We start from the raw sequence: 17,476 nt of genomic DNA, 5'->3' as shown, positions 1-17,476 counted from the left end.
AGCTAAAATAAAGTTAAACATAACGTTTCTAAATTACAATCAGACAGTTACACTTTAATTTCAGCGAACGTGCGTTTCTATTTTAATTATAAACATTTAAAATCAATCACATAAAACTGGTTCTGCCTGGGGTAGATCTCTGCGATCACGCTTTTCAATGCATCCAGGGTCATGTTCTCCTGTTCAGCATGTTTTTGCGTCAATGTGGCGAACGTAACGGTTGACGTTCCCGTTACTTCGATGGTGCAAAAATAACCATCATCCTCATAACGCCCCACCCGCAGGATATCGCCGGTTTTGAAATGGGATTCACTTTTATCCCGGATAGTGATGGTTTTACGCCCGGCCAGAATGTCGTCCTGAAAGCGCTGAAAAAAAGTGATGTCGTTTGGCTGCATGTTATTATTCCCTGAAGAAAAGTCTGATGAGTGAGTGTAGTCATTGTGAGCATGTTCTCCCATTCCGCCATTGCCAGTCTCAATAACCTGGAGATGATGGTCTACAACTATGTCATAAAAAATCGTGACAAAGTGATGTACATGACCATCCGCGAGTTGGCGGATGCGGCAGACGTCTCAACCACCACTATCCTGCGCTTTTGCCGCAAGCTTAACTGCGAAGGATATTCTGAATTTCGAGTGCGCTTTAAGCTTTATCTTGAACAGAACGAGCCCCAGCAGGCGAATTTCGGTGCCAGCGAAATTATCAGCTTTTTTAAAAGCGTAAATAATGAAGAGTTCGACGCGCTATTAGATAATGCGGTAGATATTATTCTATCGTCCGAGCGAATTATATTTGTCGGTGCCGGGACATCGGGTTCGCTGGCAAAATATGGCGCACGTTTCTTTTCTAATATCGGGAAATTCAGTAACCATATTGATGATCCTTATTTCCCGGTCACCAATGATATGGCGAAAAATGCGCTGGCGATTGTGCTTTCCGTCTCGGGCGAGACCGAGGAGATCCTGCGCTTCGCCAGCCAGTTCAGCCTGCATCACTGCAAGGTGCTCTCCATTACCAGCCACGAGCACTCGCGTCTGGCAAAGCTGGCGGACTTTAATCTCTCCTGGCACGTTCCTCAGACGCGTATTGCAGGCGTCTACGACATCACCACGCAAATTCCCGTCATTTATATTCTGGAATCTCTCGGACGTAAACTGGCGAAGAAACTCACAGAATAAAACACCCTGTTTTTTTGATGTAACAAATCACATTTACTGTGAATTGTTATATCGTGACATTCAATTTCGCTTTGCTAGACTCGATGCCAATAAGCCATTTATTGAGAAGAGCAGCGATGAAAAAATTAACCTTACCAAAAGATTTTTTATGGGGCGGCGCGGTTGCCGCTCACCAGGTTGAAGGCGGCTGGAACAAAGGCGGCAAAGGGCCAAGCATTTGTGACGTATTGACCGGCGGCGCGCACGGCGTCCCGCGCGAAATCACGCAGGAAGTAGTACCGGGTAAATACTACCCAAACCACGAGGCCATCGACTTCCACGGCCACTATAAAGAAGACATCAAGCTGTTTGCCGAGATGGGTTTCAAGTGCTTCCGCACCTCTATCGCCTGGACGCGCATCTTCCCGAGAGGTGACGAAACGCAGCCAAACGAGGAGGGTCTGAAGTTTTACGACGACATGTTCGATGAGCTGCTGAAGCACAACATCGAACCGGTGATCACCCTCTCCCACTTCGAAATGCCGCTGCACCTGGTGCAGGAGTACGGTAGCTGGACCAACCGTAAAGTGGTCGATTTCTTCGTGCGCTTCGCGGAAGTGGTTTTTGAGCGCTACAAAAACAAGGTCAAATACTGGATGACCTTCAACGAAATCAATAACCAGCGTAACTGGCGCGCGCCGCTGTTCGGTTACTGCTGCTCGGGCGTAGTCTATACCGAACATGACAATCCGGAAGAGACCATGTACCAGGTCCTGCACCACCAGTTTGTGGCCAGCGCCCTGGCGGTGAAAGCCGCGCGCCGCATCAACCCGGAGATGAAGGTCGGCTGCATGCTGGCGATGGTGGCGCTCTATCCGTTCTCCTGCAAACCGGAAGACGTGATGTTCGCCCAGGAATCCATGCGCGAGCGCTATGTCTTTACCGACGTCCAGCTGCGTGGTTACTACCCGTCCTACGTGCTGAACGAGTGGGAGCGCCGCGGCTTCTCCATCAAAATGGAGGCAGGCGATGAGCAGATCCTGCGTGAAGGTACCTGCGACTACTTAGGTTTCAGCTACTACATGACCAACGCGGTGAAAGCGGAAGGCGGTACCGGCGATGCGATTTCCGGCTTCGAAGGCAGCGTGCCGAACCCGCACGTGAAGGCGTCCGACTGGGGCTGGCAGATTGATCCGGTGGGCCTGCGCTATGCCCTGTGCGAACTGTACGAACGCTATCAAAAACCGCTGTTTATCGTGGAAAACGGGTTTGGCGCCTACGATAAGGTGGAAGAGGACGGCAGCATCAACGACGACTATCGCATCGACTACCTGCGTGCCCACGTGGAAGAGATGATCAAAGCCGTGACGCACGACGGCGTGGATCTGATGGGCTACACGCCGTGGGGCTGCATCGACTGCGTGTCGTTCACCACCGGCCAGTACAGCAAGCGCTACGGCTTTATCTACGTGAACAAGCACGACGACGGCACGGGCGACATGTCGCGTTCCCGCAAGAAGAGCTTTAACTGGTATAAGGAAGTGATTGCCAGCAACGGCGAGAAACTTTAACGCCGGGCGGCGCTACGCTTGCACCGGCCTACGATTGATCCCCTCTCCCTTTGGGAGAGGGTTAGTGTGAGGAGCTTATTTCCCGCCAGCCAACTCAATAAAACTGCCCGTTACGTACGACGCCTTCTCGCTCAGCAGCCAGACAATCGCCTGCGCCACCTCTTCCGGCTGGCCGCCGCGCTGCATCGGCAGCAACGATTTCACGCGATCCACCCTCCCCGGCTCTCCGCCGGACGCATGAATATCGGTATAAATCAGACCCGGACGTACGCAGTTGACGCGAATGCCCTGCGCCGCCACCTCCAGCGATAGCCCGGTGGTCAGCGAATCCACCGCCCCCTTCGACGCGGCATAATCCACATATTCACCCGGCGCGCCCAGGCGCGACGCGGCGGAAGAGACGTTCACTATCGCCCCACCCTTGCCGCCATGCCTGAAGGACATGCGTTTTACCGCTTCCCGGCAGCAGAGAAAGTAGCCCGTGACGTTGGTCGCCAGAACGCGGTTAATGCGCTCAGCGGAGAGGTTCTCGATAGTGGATTGCTCAAACAGAATGCCCGCATTATTGACCAGCGCACGAAGCGGCTCGCCTTCACGATCGAGGCTGTCAAACATCGCCAGCACCTGGGCTTCATCACTGATATCCGCGCGGACGGCAAACGCTTTACCTCCCGCATCCACAATCTGCTTGATGACGTCCGTCGCGGCTTTAATGTTGTGGTGATAGTTCACCGCCACGGTGTAGCCTTCGCGCGCCAGCTGCAGCGCGGTGGCTTTCCCAATGCCCCGGCTGGCGCCGGTGACCAGTGCAATTGCCATTCGCTTCTCCCAATAAAAAAGCCGGGTGGCGGCTTCGCCTTACCCGGCCTTTATGACTACACCAATAATATTACTGGTATTCGCTCATCGGCACGCAGGAGCAGAACAGGTTACGGTCGCCGTACACGTCATCAAGACGCTTCACGGTCGGCCAGTATTTGTTTGCCACGCCTGCCGGGAAGACCGCCAGCTCGCGGGAATAGCCGTGGTTCCACTCTGCCACCATTTCGTGCTGGGTGTGCGGGGCGTTGACCAGCGGATTATCTTCCAGCGTCCACTCGCCGTCCTGCACGCGATCGATCTCCATGCGGATGGCCAGCATCGCGTCGATAAAGCGGTCCAGCTCGGCTTTGCTTTCAGATTCCGTTGGCTCCACCATCAGCGTACCCGCAACCGGGAACGACATGGTTGGCGCGTGGAAGCCGTAGTCGATCAGACGCTTGGCGATATCCAGCTCGCTAATGCCGGTCTGCTCTTTTAGCGGACGAATATCGAGGATGCACTCGTGCGCCACGCGACCATCGCGGCCGGTATAGAGCACCGGGAAGGCAGACTTCAGGCGAGTCGCAATATAGTTGGCATTCAGGATCGCCACCTGGCTCGCCTGCTTCAGCCCTTCCGCGCCCATCATGCGGATGTACATCCAGCTGATTGGCAGGATAGAAGCGCTGCCGAACGGTGCCGCAGAGACCGCGCCCTGACGGGTCAGCATGCCTTCAATCTGCACCACGCTGTGGCCTGGAACAAACGGTGCCAGGTGCGCTTTCACGCCGATAGGCCCCATGCCCGGGCCGCCACCGCCGTGAGGGATGCAGAAGGTTTTGTGCAGGTTTAGGTGCGACACGTCCGCGCCGATAAAGCCCGGAGAGGTAATGCCCACCTGGGCGTTCATGTTCGCGCCGTCGAGGTAAACCTGACCGCCGAACTGGTGCACCACTTCGCACACTTCACGGATAGTCTCTTCGTACACGCCGTGGGTAGACGGGTAGGTCACCATGATGCAGGAGAGCTTGTCGCCCGCCTGCTCGGCTTTCGCACGCAGGTCGGCCAGATCGATGTTGCCGTTTTTATCGCAAGCAACGACCACCACTTCCATACCCGCCATCTGGGCAGAGGCCGGGTTGGTACCGTGGGCAGAGCTTGGGATCAGGCAGATATCGCGGTGACCTTCGTTGCGGCTTTCGTGATAGTGACGGATCGCCAGCAGGCCCGCGTATTCGCCCTGCGCGCCGGAGTTCGGCTGCATGCAGAGCGCGTCATAACCGGTCAATTTCACCAGCCAGTCGGAAAGCTGGTTGATCATCATGTGATAACCTTCCGCCTGCTCTGGCGGGCAGAACGGGTGCAGCTCGGAGAATTCAGGCCAGGTGATCGGGATCATCTCTGCCGCGGCGTTCAGCTTCATGGTGCACGAGCCCAGCGGGATCATCGCCTGGTTCAGCGCCAGATCCTTGCGCTCCAGAGAGTGCATATAGCGCATCATCTCGGTTTCGCTGTGATAGCGATTAAAGACCGGATGCGTCAGGATCGCATCGTTACGCAGCATGCTTTCCTGAATGGAGCGGCTGTCGAGCGCGACCTCTTTGTCGAGCGCGTCAACGTCCAGACCGTGCGCGTCACCCAGCAACACGCTGAACAGGTGCAGGATATCGTCGCGGGTGGTGCTTTCATCCAGCGTAATGCCGACGGCGTTGTGGATGTCGCTGCGCAGGTTGATCTCTGCCGCATTCGCGCGCGCCAGCACGGCCGCTTTGTCCGCCACTTCCACACACAGGGTGTCGAAGTAGTGAGCGTGGCGCAGCTTAAGGCCTTTCTGCTGCAGACCGCAGGCCAGAATATCGGCCAGGCGGTGAATGCGGCTGGCAATACGCTTCAGGCCTGCCGGGCCGTGGAATACGGCGTACAGGCTGGCGATGTTTGCCAGCAGCACCTGAGAGGTACAGATATTGGAGTTCGCTTTCTCGCGGCGGATGTGCTGCTCGCGGGTCTGCATCGCCATGCGCAGCGCGGTGTTACCGGCAGCGTCTTTTGAGACGCCGATAATACGGCCTGGCATAGAGCGTTTGAATTCATCTTTCGCACCGAAGAACGCCGCGTGCGGGCCGCCGTAGCCCATCGGCACGCCGAAGCGTTGCGCAGAACCGAATACGATATCCGCGCCCTGTTTGCCCGGTGCCGTCAGCAGCACCAGCGCCATAAAATCGGCGGCAACGCTGACAACCACTTTGCGGGATTTCAGCTCGGCAATCAGCGTGCCGTAGTCGTGAACTTCACCGGTGGTGCCTACCTGCTGAAGCAGTACGCCGAAGACGTCCTGGTGATCCAACACTTTGTCAGCGTCGTCGACGATCACGTCAAAGCCGAAGGTTTCCGCACGGGTGCGCACCACGTCCAGCGTCTGGGGATGCACGTCCGCCGCCACGAAGAAGCGGTTGGCATTTTTCAGCTTGCTCACGCGTTTGGCCATCGCCATTGCTTCGGCGGCAGCGGTCGCTTCATCCAGCAGCGAGGCGGAAGCGATATCCATACCGGTCAGATCCAGCGTCACCTGCTGGAAGTTCAGCAGCGCTTCCAGACGGCCCTGGGAGACTTCTGGCTGATACGGAGTGTATGCGGTGTACCAGCCCGGGTTTTCCAGCATGTTGCGCAGGATAACCGGCGGCAACTGCACGTTGGTGTAGCCCATGCCAATGTAAGACTTATAGCGCTTGTTCAGGCCTGCGATAGCCTTCAGCTCCGCCAGCGCGGCGAATTCCGTAGTGGCTTCCCCCACCTGAGGCGGCGTGGCAAGCTGGATGTCTTTTGGCACAATCTGGCCGATCAGTGCGTTTAATGAATCCGCGCCAACTGTCTTCAGCATCTCCTGCTGTTGCTGAGCATCCGGCCCAATGTGACGTTCAATGAAGGCGCCACGGTTTTCAAGCTGGCTTAAAGTCTGTGTCATGAGCGATGGTTCCTGAAACGTGCAGTGAATTTAAGTTCCCTCTCCCTCTGGGAGAGGGTTAGGGTGAGGGGAAGACTGGCACCCTCACCCCTGCCCTCTCCCAGAGGGAGAGGGGGATAAACAATTACTCGTCTTCTAACAGTGCTTCGTACGCGGTCGCATCCAGCAGCGCGGCAACCTGAGATTCGTCGCTGGCTTTGATCTTGAAGATCCAGCCGCCTTCATAAGGCTCGCTGTTCACCAGCTCTGGCGAATCGCTCAGCGCGTCGTTGACGGCAACGATTTCGCCGCTCACAGGAGCATAGATGTCAGATGCCGCTTTTACGGACTCCGCCACGGCGCAGTCGTCGCCCGCGCTAACGGTGGTGCCCACGTCAGGCAGGTCAACAAACACCATGTCGCCCAGCAGCTCTTGCGCGTGCTCGGTGATCCCTACGGTGTAAGTGCCGTCCGCCTCTTTGCGCAGCCACTCGTGTTCTTTGCTGTATTTCAGTTCTGCTGGCACATTGCTCATTGAAGTTCTCCTGATAAAAATGATTAGGCGACCGGCTTACCGGCGCGAACAAAAATCGGTTTGGTCACGTTGACCGGCATTTCGCGGTTGCGGATTTGCACCACCGCCGTTTCGCCAATGCCCGCCGGCACGCGTGCCAGTGCAATACTGTAGCCCAGCGTCGGGGAGAAGGTACCGCTGGTGATCACGCCTTCGCGAGGATTGCCGTCAGCATCGGTAAAGCGCACCGGCAGTTCACCGCGCAGCACGCCCTTCTCGGTCATCACAAGCCCCACCAGCTGTTCAGTGCCCTTCTCGCGCTGCATCTCCAGCGCTTCACGGCCAATAAAGTCACGATCGGCCGGTTCCCATGCGATGGTCCAGCCCATGTTGGCGGCCAGCGGAGAGACGCCTTCATCCATCTCCTGACCGTAGAGGTTCATCCCCGCTTCCAGACGCAGCGTATCGCGCGCGCCCAGACCCGCAGGCTTCACGCCCGCTTCCACCAGCGCACGCCAGAAATCAGCGGCCTTCTCGTTCGGCATTGCAATTTCGTAGCCCGCTTCACCGGTGTAACCGGTGGTGGCGATAAACAGATCGCCCGCCTGCACGCCGAAGAACGGCTTCATGCCTTCGGTTGCTTTACGCTGCTCGTCGTTAAACAGAGACGCGGCTTTCGCCTGCGCGTTCGGCCCCTGCACGGCAATCAGCGACAAATCGTCACGGACGGTGATGTCGATGGCATAAGGTTCGGCGTGTTGGGTGATCCAGGAGAGGTCTTTTTCGCGGGTGGCGGAGTTGACAACGAGGCGGAAGAAATCCTCAGTGAAGTAATAGACGATAAGGTCATCAATCACGCCGCCCGAGGCATTCAGCATGCCGGTATAGAGCGCCTTACCCGGCGTCTTCAGTTTGGCGACGTCATTTGCCAGCAGATAACGCAAAAACTCCCGGGTGCGGCTACCGCGCAGATCGACAATCGTCATGTGGGACACGTCGAACATACCGGCATCGGTGCGCACCGCGTGGTGCTCATCAATCTGCGAGCCGTAGTGCAGCGGCATCATCCAGCCGTGGAAGTCCACCATGCGGGCGCCGCATAACACGTGTTGTTCGTACAAAGGAGTCTGTTGAGCCATCTTGTCCTCGTTGAAAAATTCACCGTGAAACCCGGTATCGGCCCCGTTACCTGGCGCCGACGCAAACGTTCTCTTTTACCCGAACTTACCACCGAAACCGGCGGTTAACCATAAGGTAAAACGGGTCATCACATTAGCTTATGACCAAAAAACGCTAAAAAGCCTACAGAGTTATTCACTGGAAAAATGCGATTAACCCCGCACAAAATTAACAATGATCTAACAGGATTTAGCACATGGTGATATTTCGTGCGGAAAAACGGGCCGAATTTCCGTAACATAAAATCTCGTAGATTAGATTTTCTAATGCGAAAAATGACGTGAAATTAGAATATTTCAAACGAGGGAATTTCCCCGGCGCAGAGGCCGGGAAAATAAAGTGTGACGGGGGTCTAAATTAACGTAGCCAGTCCGGCAGGTCGTTAAGACCCATCGCCTGACGGAGGAGTTGAGGTTTAACACCCGGAAGGGTGTCAGCAAGCTTGAGGCCAATGTCGCGCAGCAGTTTTTTCGCCGGATTCGCGCCGGCAAATAGCTCGCGGAAGCCCTGCATGCCCGCCAGCATCATCGCCGCACTGTGCTTGCGGCTGCGCTCGTAGCGACGCAGGTAGAGATGCTGGCCGATATCTTTGCCTTCGCGATGCAGGCGACGCAGCTCCTCAACCAGCTCCGCCGCGTCCATAAAGCCAAGGTTAACGCCCTGCCCGGCCAGCGGATGAATGGTATGCGCCGCATCACCGACCAGCGCCAGACGGTGCGCGGCAAACTGACGCGCGTAGCGGCCGGTTAACGGGAAGACCTGACGCTCGCTTTCAAGCGTACACAGGCCAAGGCGGTTATCAAACGCCATGCACAGCGCCTGGTTAAAGGCGTCCGGCGTCGCCTCCTGCATCAGCTGGGCTTTTTCCGGCACCAGGGACCAGACAATCGAGCACAGGTGCGGATCGCTCAGCGGCAGGAACGCCAGAATGCCGTCGTTGTGGAAAATCTGCCGCGCCACGCCGCCGTGCGGCTCCTCTGTTCGGATCGTTGCCACCATCGCATGATGGCGGTAATCCCAGAAGGTCAGCGGGATATCGGCTTTATTCCGCAGCCAGGAGTTGGCACCGTCAGCACCGACCACCAGACGCGCGGTCAGCATGTCGCCGCTTTGCAGGGTGATAAACGCCTCGTTTTCACCCCATGCCACCTGCTGGATCTGCGCAGGCGCAATCAGGGTCACATCGCTGCACTGCTGCGCTTTCTGCCACAGCGCGTGGTGGATCACCGCGTTTTCGATGATATGACCCAGATGGCTATAGCCCATGCTTTCATCATCAAAAGCAATATGACCAAAGCTGTCTTTATCCCACACCTCCATGCCGTGATAGCAGCTGGCGCGCTGCGCCACAATATCTGCCCAGACGCCAAGGTGCGTCAGCAATTTCTCGCTGGCGGCATTGATCGCCGAGACGCGGAGTTCCGGCGGGGCATCTGGCGCAACGGGCTGAGGCTGCTTTTGCTCCAGCACCGCCACGCGCAGGCCGCTGCCCTGTAAACCACAGGCAAGCGCCAGCCCGACCATACCGCCGCCAACGATGGCAACATCAACATTTTGCACGGTGATAACTCCTTAACGCGCGACCCAACCAAGAGTCCGCTGCGCCAGCACGTCACGTGCCGGAATGAATAATTCCATCGCCATCAGCCCGAGGTTGCGGCCTGCAACCAGCGGCGCCCAGCGATTGGCAAAGAGATGGACTAAGCCGTCGGTAACGCCGATTGTCGCCTCTTTATCGGCCTGACGTCGCTTCTGGTAATGGCTTAGCACCGAATAAGCGCCGCAATCTTTTTGCTCACCCCATGCCAGCGCCAGCGATTCCGCCAGGCTCATGACATCACGCAGCCCAAGGTTAAATCCTTGTCCGGCAATCGGATGTAATGTCTGCGCGGCGTTGCCGACCAGCGCCACGCGGTGAGAAACAGACTGCGATGCGGTGGTTAACGACAGCGGATAGACCGCACGTTTCCCCGCATGGGTAATACGCCCCAGCCGCCAGCCAAAGGCTTTCTGCAGCTCGGTACAAAAACGTTCGTCGGACCAGGCTTTAACCTCTTCAGCCTTATCCTGCGGATGACACCAGACAAGCGAACAGCGCCCGTCCGACATCGGCAGCATCGCCAGCGGGCCATGCTGCGTAAAGCGTTCAAACGCCCTGCCGTGGTGTTCAGCTGCGGTCGCGACATTCGCAATGACCGCAACCTGCCCGTAAGGCTGCTGACGCCACTCGACGCCGCACTGCGTGCCGAGCGATGAGCGCGAGCCGTCCGCGGCGACCAGAAGCTGGCCTTCAAGCACGGTGCCGTTTTCTAGCGTCACGCTGACCGACGCCTCACTGCGGCTCACGCTGGCCACGCGCGCCGGACAATGCAGCGTGACGCCCGGCGCATCCTGTAACAGACGGAACAGACGCAGGCCAACGTCGTGGAGTTCAACAACCTGACCCAGCGCGTCGATACGGTAATCATGGGCATCCAGCGTCACAAAGCCAGCATGGCCGCGATCGCTTACGTGAACGGTTTTAATTGCCGTCGCGCAATCGGCGATGGCCTGCCAGATGCCAATGCGGGACAGCTGCTGACAGGTACCCTGCGCCAGGGCAATGGCGCGGGAATCAAAACCGGGATGATTTTTGGCATGCGGCGCGACGGCTTCCACCAGGTGCACCGCAAGCTGCCCCTTCGTCAAATGCGAAATGGCCAGCGCCAGCGTGGCCCCGGTCATGCCGCCGCCAACGATAATCACGCTCATGCGCGTGCCGCTGCCATCAGCGCCTCAATATCATCGGCGTTCTTCACGACGGTTGCGGTCAGGTTTTCATTGCCGTTTTCGGTGATCACGATGTCGTCTTCGATGCGAATGCCGATCCCGCGGTATTGTTCCGGCACGTCAGCATCCGGCGCGATGTACAGACCCGGCTCCACGGTTAATACCATGCCCGGCTCCAGCACGCGCGAACGGTCCGTGCCGTACGCGCCAACGTCATGTACATCCAGCCCCAGCCAGTGGCTCAGGCCGTGCATGAAATACGGTCGATGCGCATTCTCAGCAATCAGGGTGTCGACGTCGCCCTTCAGAATGCCGAGCTTCACCAGACCGGTAATCATGATGCGCACCACTTCACCGGTCACTTCCTGCATGGACGTTCCGGGACGATAAAGCCTGAGCGCCGTCTCAAGCGAGTCGAGAACGATGTCGTAAATCGCGCGCTGTGCCGGTGAGAATTTACCGTTCACCGGGAAAGTACGGGTGATGTCCCCCGCGTAGCCCTGGTATTCGCAACCGGCGTCAATCAGCACCAGATCGCCGTCGCGCAGCGCGCTTTCGTTTTCGGTGTAGTGCAGAATGCAGCCGTTTTCTCCGCCGCCAACAATGGTGTTGTAGGAGGGATAACGCGCGCCGTGGCGGTTAAATTCGTGATGAATTTCGCCTTCCAGCTGGTATTCGAACATCCCGGGACGGCACTTTTCCATGGCGCGGGTGTGCGCCAGGGCGCTGATTTCGCCCGCACGACGCATCAAATTCAGCTCTTCTTCAGACTTGAACAGGCGCATCTCATGCACCACCGGACGCCAGTCCGTCAGCGTGGCGGGCGCGGACAGATTCTGGCGCGAGCCTTTGCGCAGCTTATCCAGCGCGGTGAAAACAATCTCATCGGCGTACGCATATTCGCCCTGCGCGTGATAGAGCACGTCGAGGCCGTTAAGCAGTTGATAGAGCTGCTGGTTGATTTCGCTAAACGCCAGCGCGCGGTCAACGCCCAGCTTTTCCGGTGCGGCCTCCTGGCCTAAGCGGCGGCCAAACCAGATTTCAGCCGTCAGATCGCGCACGCGGTTGAAAATTACGCTGTGATTGTGGGTGTCATTGCTCTTAATCAGCACCAGCACCGCTTCCGGCTCGTTAAAACCGGTGAAGTACCAGAAATCGCTGCTCTGGCGATAGGGATATTCGCTGTCGGCGCTGCGCGTGACTTCGGGCGCAGCAAAAATCAGCGCGGCGCTGCCCGGCTGCATTGTTGCCAGCAGCGTCTGACGGCGGCGCGAATACTCTTGACTCGAGATAACCATGACACCCTCCTGTGCGTTATTTTTCTTAATGTAAGGTTGGCTTGCGGACTTCCGGCGCGGTCGGCTGTGAGCGCGTGAAGTTGTCGTGGCACAGCAGTGCCGCCACGCGCACGTACTCGATAATCTCTTCAAGAGACATTTCCAGCTCTTCCTGGTCTTCGTCTTCATCGTAGCCGAGCTGGGCAATGTTGCGCAGGTCGTCGATCGCTTCACCCGCTTCGCCGGTCACTTTATCCAGTTTAGGCTGCGTCACGCCCAGCCCCAGCAAATAGTGGTTTACCCAGCCGGCCAGCGCATCGGCGCGATCGAACACGCTAACGTCGTCGCCTTCAGGCAGATAAAGCTGAAAAAGGAAGCCATCGTCTTCCAGCGAATCGCTGGTTGCGGCGTGCATTTTACGCAGCGCTTCCGCCAGCTCGTGACCAAACGCCAACCCTTCATTCGTGAGGTCGTGGATCAGCGGCTGCCATGAGCTGTCGCTGTTTCCGCCGCACAGCATGCCACTGATCAGACCGTGCATTTCGGCAGGGGTTAAACCGATTCCCTGCTGGTTCAGTAACTGGTTTAAATCCTTGTAACCAGGCATTTCGTTCTGTATAGACATGAGCATTCGTCATCAAAGGGGGGAAGTTTCATGATATGCTACCACTTTGGACCCTGGTGATACCAGAAAAGGGCTTGTATCTTCACATCAGGGTAGCTATAGTGTCGCCCCTTCGCAGCCCCCGGGGCAGTAAGCGAAGGCAGCGCAGTCAATCAGCAGGAAGGTGGCATGTCTGCACAACCCGTCGATCTCCAGATTTTTGGCCGTTCACTGCGAGTGAATTGTCCGCCTGAACAAAGGGATGCTTTGAATCAGGCAGCGGACGATTTGAATCAGCGGTTGCAAGATCTAAAAGAACGCACTAGAGTCACAAATACTGAGCAGCTGGTTTTCATCGCCGCGTTGAACATCAGCTATGAACTGACTCAGGAAAAAGCGAAGACCCGCGACTACGCGGCAAGCATGGAGCAGCGCATTAAAATGCTCCAGCAGACCATAGAACAGGCATTGCTTGATCAAGGTCGCAATCCCGAAAGACCGGGACCAAAGTTTGAATAACACTTCTCAGTTGACTATGGTAGAGTAACTGTGAAGACAAAATTTCTCTGAGATGTTCGCAAGCGGGCCAGTCCCCTGAGCCGATATTTCATACCACAAGAATGTGGCGCTCCATGGTTGGTGAGCATGCTCGGTCCGTCCGAGAAGCCTTAAAACTATGACGACACATTCACCTTGAACCAAGGGTTCAAGGGTTACAGCCTGCGGCGGCATCTCGGAGATTCCCTCTCTTTTCTTCTACCGACTACCATGACCCAATTCCCTGAAGTTTCTGCTTCACGCCAGGACATCCGTCAGTTAATTCGTCAGCGCCGCCGTGCGTTAACCGCCGATGAGCAAGCGCATTTTGCCCAGCAGGCCGCCGCCCGTATGATGGCGTATCCCCCTGTCGTGATGGCGCACACCGTTGCGCTGTTTCTGTCGTTTGATGGAGAGCTGGATACCCAGCCGCTGATAGCGCAGCTCTGGCGCGCCGGGAAGAAGGTCTATCTGCCGGTGCTGCATCCGTTTAGCGAGGGGAATCTGCTGTTTCTGCACTACCACCCGCACAGCGAGCTGGTGGTTAATCGCCTGAAAATCACCGAGCCGAAACTCGACGTGCGCGACGTGCTGCCGCTGTCACAGCTGGATGTGCTGATTACACCGCTGGTGGCGTTTGATGAACAGGGCCAGCGTTTAGGGATGGGCGGCGGTTTTTATGACCGGACGCTGCAAAACTGGCAGCAGTACGGGTTGCAGCCGGTGGGCTATGCGCATGATTGTCAGGGCGTGGAGGCGTTGCCGGTGGAGAAATGGGATGTGCCGTTGCCGGCGGTGGTGACGCCGTCGAAGTTGTGGGAATGGTGAATTAAACGTGCGGCCTGATGCCCTCACCCCAACCCTCTCCCACAGGGAGAGGGAGACAATATAAAAAAACGGTAACAACAGTTACCGTTTTGCATTTACCTCGCCACTATCAGTACAGCAGACGTGCGCGAATTGTCCCCTGGATCGCCTTCATGCTCTGCAACGCTTTTTCGGCAACATCGTCATCCGCTTCGATATCAATAACCACGTAGCCCATCTGCGAGTTCGTTTGCAGATACTGCGCGGCAATGTTGACGCCCTGCTCGGCAAAGATCTGGTTAATCGCGGTCAGCACGCCTGGACGGTTTTCGTGGATGTGCAGCAGACGACGACCACCGTGCAGCGGCAGAGACACTTCCGGGAAGTTCACGGCAGAAAGCGTAGAGCCGTTGTCGGAGTATTTGCTCAGCTTACCCGCTACTTCCAGACCGATATTCTCCTGCGCTTCCTGGGTAGAGCCGCCGATGTGTGGCGTCAGGATCACGTTGTCGAATTCGCACAGCGGAGAGGTAAACGGATCGCTGTTGGTGGCTGGCTCCGTCGGGAAGACGTCGATGGCCGCGCCCGCCAGATGCTTACGCTTCAGCGCATCCGCCAGTGCCGGGATATCGACAACCGTGCCGCGCGCGGCGTTGATCAGCAGTGAGCCCGGCTTCATCAGCGCCAGCTCTTCCGCGCCCATCATGTTTTTGGTGGAGGCATTTTCCGGCACGTGCAGGCTCACCACGTCGCTCATGTTCAGCAGGTCAGAAAGGTGTTGAACCTGGGTCGCATTGCCCAGCGGCAGCTTGCTTTCGATATCGTAGAAAAACACGTGCATGCCCAGGGATTCCGCCAGAATACCGAGCTGCGTACCGATGTGGCCGTAACCGATAATCCCCAGCTTTTTACCACGCGCTTCATATGAGCCGGACGCCAGCTTGTTCCACACGCCGCGGTGCGCCTTGGCGTTCGCTTCTGGAATGCCGCGCAGCAGCAGCAGCAGTTCGCCGATCACCAGCTCCGCCACGGAACGGGTGTTGGAGAACGGGGCGTTGAAGACGGGAATACCGCGTTTGGCGGCTGCATTCAGGTCAACCTGGTTGGTACCGATGCAGAAGCAGCCGATAGCCACCAGCTTTTCCGCCGCGGCAATAACCTCTTCAGTCAGATGAGTACGGGATCGCAGGCCAATGAAGTGGGCATCACGGATGGACGCTTTCAGCTCTTCGGTATCGAGCGCGCCTTTGTGAAATTCGATGTTGGTGTAACCTGCCGCACGAAGGCTATCGATTGCTTTTTGATGCACGCCCTCGACCAGCAGGAATTTAATCTTGTCTTTCTCCAGTGATACCTTTGCCATTTACCCGACCCTGTTTTTGTCTGAACTGATGTTGTGCTGGATATGAATCCGCTGTAGCCAACATATCAAAAAAAACTATTGCAGCAATATGAACGTTTGCGTCGGCACTCTGAAGAAAAGTCATCCAGGGCAAAATGTCAGAGGAAAATGCTATGGAAATTTACAAACGCGGCAGGATCGGCAAAAGAGGTTGAAAAACGTGACACAAGTCACCGAATTTAGCTTTTCAAAAATTTTTTAGCGGGGGGAGGACTCCCCCCGTCAGATCATTTTACGATGGTTTTCACGCCGTCAGCGGTGCCGATCAGCGCCACATCCGCGCCACGGTTGGCGAATAGCCCTACGGTCACTACGCCTGGGATAGCGTTGATGGCATTTTCCAGCGCAATCGCGTCGAGAATTTCCAGACCGTGAACGTCTAGGATCACGTTACCGTTATCGGTGACTACGCCCTGACGATATTCCGGACGACCGCCCAGCTTCACCAGCTGACGGGCAACCGCGCTACGGGCCATTGGGATCACTTCGACCGGCAGCGGGAAATTACCCAGAATGTCGACCTGCTTGGAGGCGTCCGCGATGCAGATAAACTTGTCCGCAACGGAGGCGATGATCTTCTCGCGCGTCAGCGCCGCGCCGCCGCCTTTGATCATCTGCATGTGCCCGTTGATTTCATCCGCACCATCAACGTAAATCCCCAGACGATCCACTTCGTTGAGATCGAAAACGGTAATGCCGAGGCTTTTCAGCTTTTCCGTGGAAGCATCAGAGCTGGAAACCGCGCCCTCGATTTGCCCCTTCATCGTGCCCAGCGCATCGATAAAGTGTGCCGCGGTTGATCCCGTACCGACACCGACAATGGTACCCGGCTGCACGTACTGGAGAGCGGCCCATCCTACTGCTTTTTTCAGTTCATCCTGCGTCATGATCGTTTTGCCTGTGGTGTGAAAACTCAGGGCGCATTATAGAACACGTCGAATGGAATTCGTCTGCCACGAAGGGAAAATTGTGTCATAGTGCAGAATAAGCAAAATTAAGGAGCCAGCCAGAGCAATGAAACGTCCGGACTACAGAACACTACAGGCACTTGATGCAGTTATTCGTGAACGAGGTTTTGAGCGCGCGGCGCAAAAGCTTTGCATCACCCAGTCCGCCGTATCACAGCGTATCAAACAGCTTGAAAACATGTTCGGCCAGCCGCTGCTGGTGCGCACCGTGCCGCCACGTCCAACCGAGCAGGGGCAAAAGCTCCTCGCCCTGCTGCGCCAGGTTGAACTGCTGGAAGACGAGTGGCTGGGTGACGAACAAACGGGCTCTACGCCGCTGCTGCTCTCTCTGGCGGTCAACGCCGACAGTCTCGCAACCTGGCTGCTGCCGGCCCTTGCGCCGGTATTAGCGGACTCCCCTATCCGCCTGAATTTACAGGTTGAGGATGAAACCCGTACCCAGGAACGCCTGCGTCGCGGTGAAGTGGTTGGGGCGGTCAGTATCCAGCCCCAGGCGCTGCCAAGCTGCCTTGTCGATCAGCTGGGCGCGCTGGACTACCTGTTTGTGGGTTCAAAAGTCTTTGCCGAACGCTACTTCCCGAACGGCGTCACCCGCGCCGCGCTGCTGAAAGCCCCTGCCGTGGCGTTCGACCATCTGGACGATATGCACCAGGCGTTCCTGCAGCAAAACTTCGATCTGCCGCCGGGCAGCGTGCCGTGCCATATCGTTAACTCTTCTGAAGCCTTTGTGCAGCTTGCGCGTCAGGGCACCACCTGCTGCATGATCCCGCATCTGCAGATTGAGAAAGAGTTGAAAAGCGGTGAGCTGATTGACCTGACGCCGGGGCTGTATCAGCGCCGGATGCTCTACTGGCACCGTTTTGCGCCGGAAAGCCGCATGATGCGCAACGTCACCGACGCGCTGCTGGCGTACGGGCACAAGGTATTGAGACAGGATTAATCGATT

General features: G+C 56.9%; 16 protein-coding genes and 1 other RNA gene. 6 read left to right on the top strand and 11 right to left on the bottom strand.

Annotation, left to right across the window (positions count from 1 at the left end; genetic code table 11):
- Positions 1-86: 86 nt before the first annotated feature.
- Positions 87-398, bottom strand: coding sequence for a N(4)-acetylcytidine aminohydrolase (gene yqfB, locus DFO52_RS13290; RefSeq protein WP_032660103.1), 312 nt, complete (start codon positions 396-398; stop codon positions 87-89).
- 51 nt (positions 399-449) lie between these two features.
- Here yqfB and DFO52_RS13285 point away from each other — a divergent pair, with 51 nt between their 5' ends.
- Entirely contained in the window at positions 450-1,181 is a 732-nt protein-coding gene (locus tag DFO52_RS13285; protein WP_029739204.1) for a MurR/RpiR family transcriptional regulator, read from the top strand.
- 116 nt (positions 1,182-1,297) lie between these two features.
- Positions 1,298-2,731 carry a 6-phospho-beta-glucosidase BglA gene (gene bglA / locus DFO52_RS13280; protein ID WP_133550539.1) on the top strand — a complete coding sequence of 478 codons (1,434 nt, stop codon included), beginning with the start codon at positions 1,298-1,300 and terminating at the stop codon, positions 2,729-2,731.
- Positions 2,732-2,806: 75 nt separating this feature from the next.
- On the opposite strand, the gene DFO52_RS13275 is transcribed toward bglA, so the two are convergent.
- From DFO52_RS13275 to DFO52_RS13240, 8 genes are all read right to left on the bottom strand, one after another.
- Positions 2,807-3,550, bottom strand: coding sequence for an SDR family oxidoreductase (locus DFO52_RS13275; RefSeq protein ID WP_029739206.1), 744 nt, complete (start codon positions 3,548-3,550; stop codon positions 2,807-2,809).
- A gap of 70 nt (positions 3,551-3,620) precedes the next feature.
- Positions 3,621-6,494 carry an aminomethyl-transferring glycine dehydrogenase gene (gene gcvP / locus DFO52_RS13270; RefSeq protein ID WP_047646305.1) on the bottom strand — a complete coding sequence of 958 codons (2,874 nt, stop codon included), beginning with the start codon at positions 6,492-6,494 and terminating at the stop codon, positions 3,621-3,623.
- Between the two features lie 124 nt (positions 6,495-6,618).
- The gene (gcvH, locus tag DFO52_RS13265; protein WP_008499718.1) at positions 6,619-7,008 is read right to left on the bottom strand and encodes a glycine cleavage system protein GcvH; all 390 of its coding nucleotides are present in this window, start codon (positions 7,006-7,008) and stop codon (positions 6,619-6,621) included.
- 23 nt (positions 7,009-7,031) lie between these two features.
- Positions 7,032-8,126, bottom strand: coding sequence for a glycine cleavage system aminomethyltransferase GcvT (gcvT, locus tag DFO52_RS13260; protein WP_029739208.1), 1,095 nt, complete (start codon positions 8,124-8,126; stop codon positions 7,032-7,034).
- A gap of 397 nt (positions 8,127-8,523) precedes the next feature.
- Positions 8,524-9,726: an FAD-dependent 2-octaprenylphenol hydroxylase gene (ubiI, locus tag DFO52_RS13255; RefSeq protein WP_133550538.1), complete on the bottom strand. Its 1,203-nt coding sequence runs from the start codon at positions 9,724-9,726 to the stop codon at positions 8,524-8,526.
- 12 nt (positions 9,727-9,738) lie between these two features.
- Positions 9,739-10,917: a 2-octaprenyl-6-methoxyphenyl hydroxylase gene (gene ubiH, locus DFO52_RS13250; RefSeq protein ID WP_133550537.1), complete on the bottom strand. Its 1,179-nt coding sequence runs from the start codon at positions 10,915-10,917 to the stop codon at positions 9,739-9,741.
- Positions 10,914-12,227 (bottom strand): Xaa-Pro aminopeptidase, encoded by a 1,314-nt coding sequence (pepP, locus tag DFO52_RS13245; protein ID WP_133550640.1) that lies wholly within the window; start codon positions 12,225-12,227, stop codon positions 10,914-10,916. The genes ubiH and pepP overlap by 4 nt, the downstream gene beginning before the upstream one ends.
- A gap of 31 nt (positions 12,228-12,258) precedes the next feature.
- The gene (locus DFO52_RS13240) at positions 12,259-12,837 is read right to left on the bottom strand and encodes a YecA family protein (RefSeq protein ID WP_023333316.1); all 579 of its coding nucleotides are present in this window, start codon (positions 12,835-12,837) and stop codon (positions 12,259-12,261) included.
- A 168-nt stretch (positions 12,838-13,005) separates the two neighbouring features.
- On the opposite strand from DFO52_RS13240, the gene zapA reads away from it, so the two are divergent.
- The 3 genes from zapA to DFO52_RS13225 all read left to right on the top strand — a co-directional run bounded on the left by zapA (position 13,006) and on the right by DFO52_RS13225 (position 14,181).
- Entirely contained in the window at positions 13,006-13,335 is a 330-nt protein-coding gene (zapA, locus tag DFO52_RS13235; RefSeq protein WP_006811891.1) for a cell division protein ZapA, read from the top strand.
- A 41-nt stretch (positions 13,336-13,376) separates the two neighbouring features.
- Positions 13,377-13,560: non-coding RNA, 6S RNA (gene ssrS / locus DFO52_RS13230), on the top strand.
- 24 nt (positions 13,561-13,584) lie between these two features.
- Entirely contained in the window at positions 13,585-14,181 is a 597-nt protein-coding gene (locus DFO52_RS13225; protein ID WP_133550536.1) for a 5-formyltetrahydrofolate cyclo-ligase, read from the top strand.
- A gap of 109 nt (positions 14,182-14,290) precedes the next feature.
- Here DFO52_RS13225 and serA read toward each other — a convergent pair whose 3' ends face one another.
- Together serA and rpiA are read right to left on the bottom strand one after the other, a co-directional pair.
- Entirely contained in the window at positions 14,291-15,523 is a 1,233-nt protein-coding gene (gene serA / locus DFO52_RS13220) for a phosphoglycerate dehydrogenase (RefSeq protein ID WP_023309113.1), read from the bottom strand.
- A gap of 266 nt (positions 15,524-15,789) precedes the next feature.
- The gene (rpiA, locus tag DFO52_RS13215; RefSeq protein ID WP_014885151.1) at positions 15,790-16,449 is read right to left on the bottom strand and encodes a ribose-5-phosphate isomerase RpiA; all 660 of its coding nucleotides are present in this window, start codon (positions 16,447-16,449) and stop codon (positions 15,790-15,792) included.
- 127 nt (positions 16,450-16,576) lie between these two features.
- Here rpiA and argP point away from each other — a divergent pair, with 127 nt between their 5' ends.
- A complete protein-coding gene (gene argP, locus DFO52_RS13210; protein WP_133550535.1) occupies positions 16,577-17,470 on the top strand; it encodes a DNA-binding transcriptional regulator ArgP in 894 nt (297 codons plus the stop codon).
- Positions 17,471-17,476 lie beyond the last annotated feature (6 nt).

It is taken from the genome of Enterobacter sp. AG326 (genome assembly GCF_004362415.1).
Classification (GTDB): Bacteria; Pseudomonadota; Gammaproteobacteria; order Enterobacterales; family Enterobacteriaceae; genus Enterobacter; species Enterobacter asburiae.
This window is presented reverse-complemented; position numbering and strand designations above follow the sequence as displayed.

Coding starts and splice junctions, on each gene's coding strand:
- ubiH (WP_133550537.1), bottom strand. CDS start 10,917: ATGAGCGTGATTATCGTTGGCGGCGGCATGACCGGGGCCACGCTGGCG.
- bglA (WP_133550539.1), top strand. CDS start 1,298: ATGAAAAAATTAACCTTACCAAAAGATTTTTTATGGGGCGGCGCGGTT.
- argP (WP_133550535.1), top strand. CDS start 16,577: ATGAAACGTCCGGACTACAGAACACTACAGGCACTTGATGCAGTTATT.
- gcvP (WP_047646305.1), bottom strand. CDS start 6,494: ATGACACAGACTTTAAGCCAGCTTGAAAACCGTGGCGCCTTCATTGAA.
- gcvT (WP_029739208.1), bottom strand. CDS start 8,126: ATGGCTCAACAGACTCCTTTGTACGAACAACACGTGTTATGCGGCGCC.
- DFO52_RS13225 (WP_133550536.1), top strand. CDS start 13,585: ATGACCCAATTCCCTGAAGTTTCTGCTTCACGCCAGGACATCCGTCAG.
- zapA (WP_006811891.1), top strand. CDS start 13,006: ATGTCTGCACAACCCGTCGATCTCCAGATTTTTGGCCGTTCACTGCGA.
- DFO52_RS13240 (WP_023333316.1), bottom strand. CDS start 12,837: ATGTCTATACAGAACGAAATGCCTGGTTACAAGGATTTAAACCAGTTA.
- DFO52_RS13275 (WP_029739206.1), bottom strand. CDS start 3,550: ATGGCAATTGCACTGGTCACCGGCGCCAGCCGGGGCATTGGGAAAGCC.
- yqfB (WP_032660103.1), bottom strand. CDS start 398: ATGCAGCCAAACGACATCACTTTTTTTCAGCGCTTTCAGGACGACATT.
- rpiA (WP_014885151.1), bottom strand. CDS start 16,449: ATGACGCAGGATGAACTGAAAAAAGCAGTAGGATGGGCCGCTCTCCAG.
- DFO52_RS13285 (WP_029739204.1), top strand. CDS start 450: ATGTTCTCCCATTCCGCCATTGCCAGTCTCAATAACCTGGAGATGATG.
- gcvH (WP_008499718.1), bottom strand. CDS start 7,008: ATGAGCAATGTGCCAGCAGAACTGAAATACAGCAAAGAACACGAGTGG.
- serA (WP_023309113.1), bottom strand. CDS start 15,523: ATGGCAAAGGTATCACTGGAGAAAGACAAGATTAAATTCCTGCTGGTC.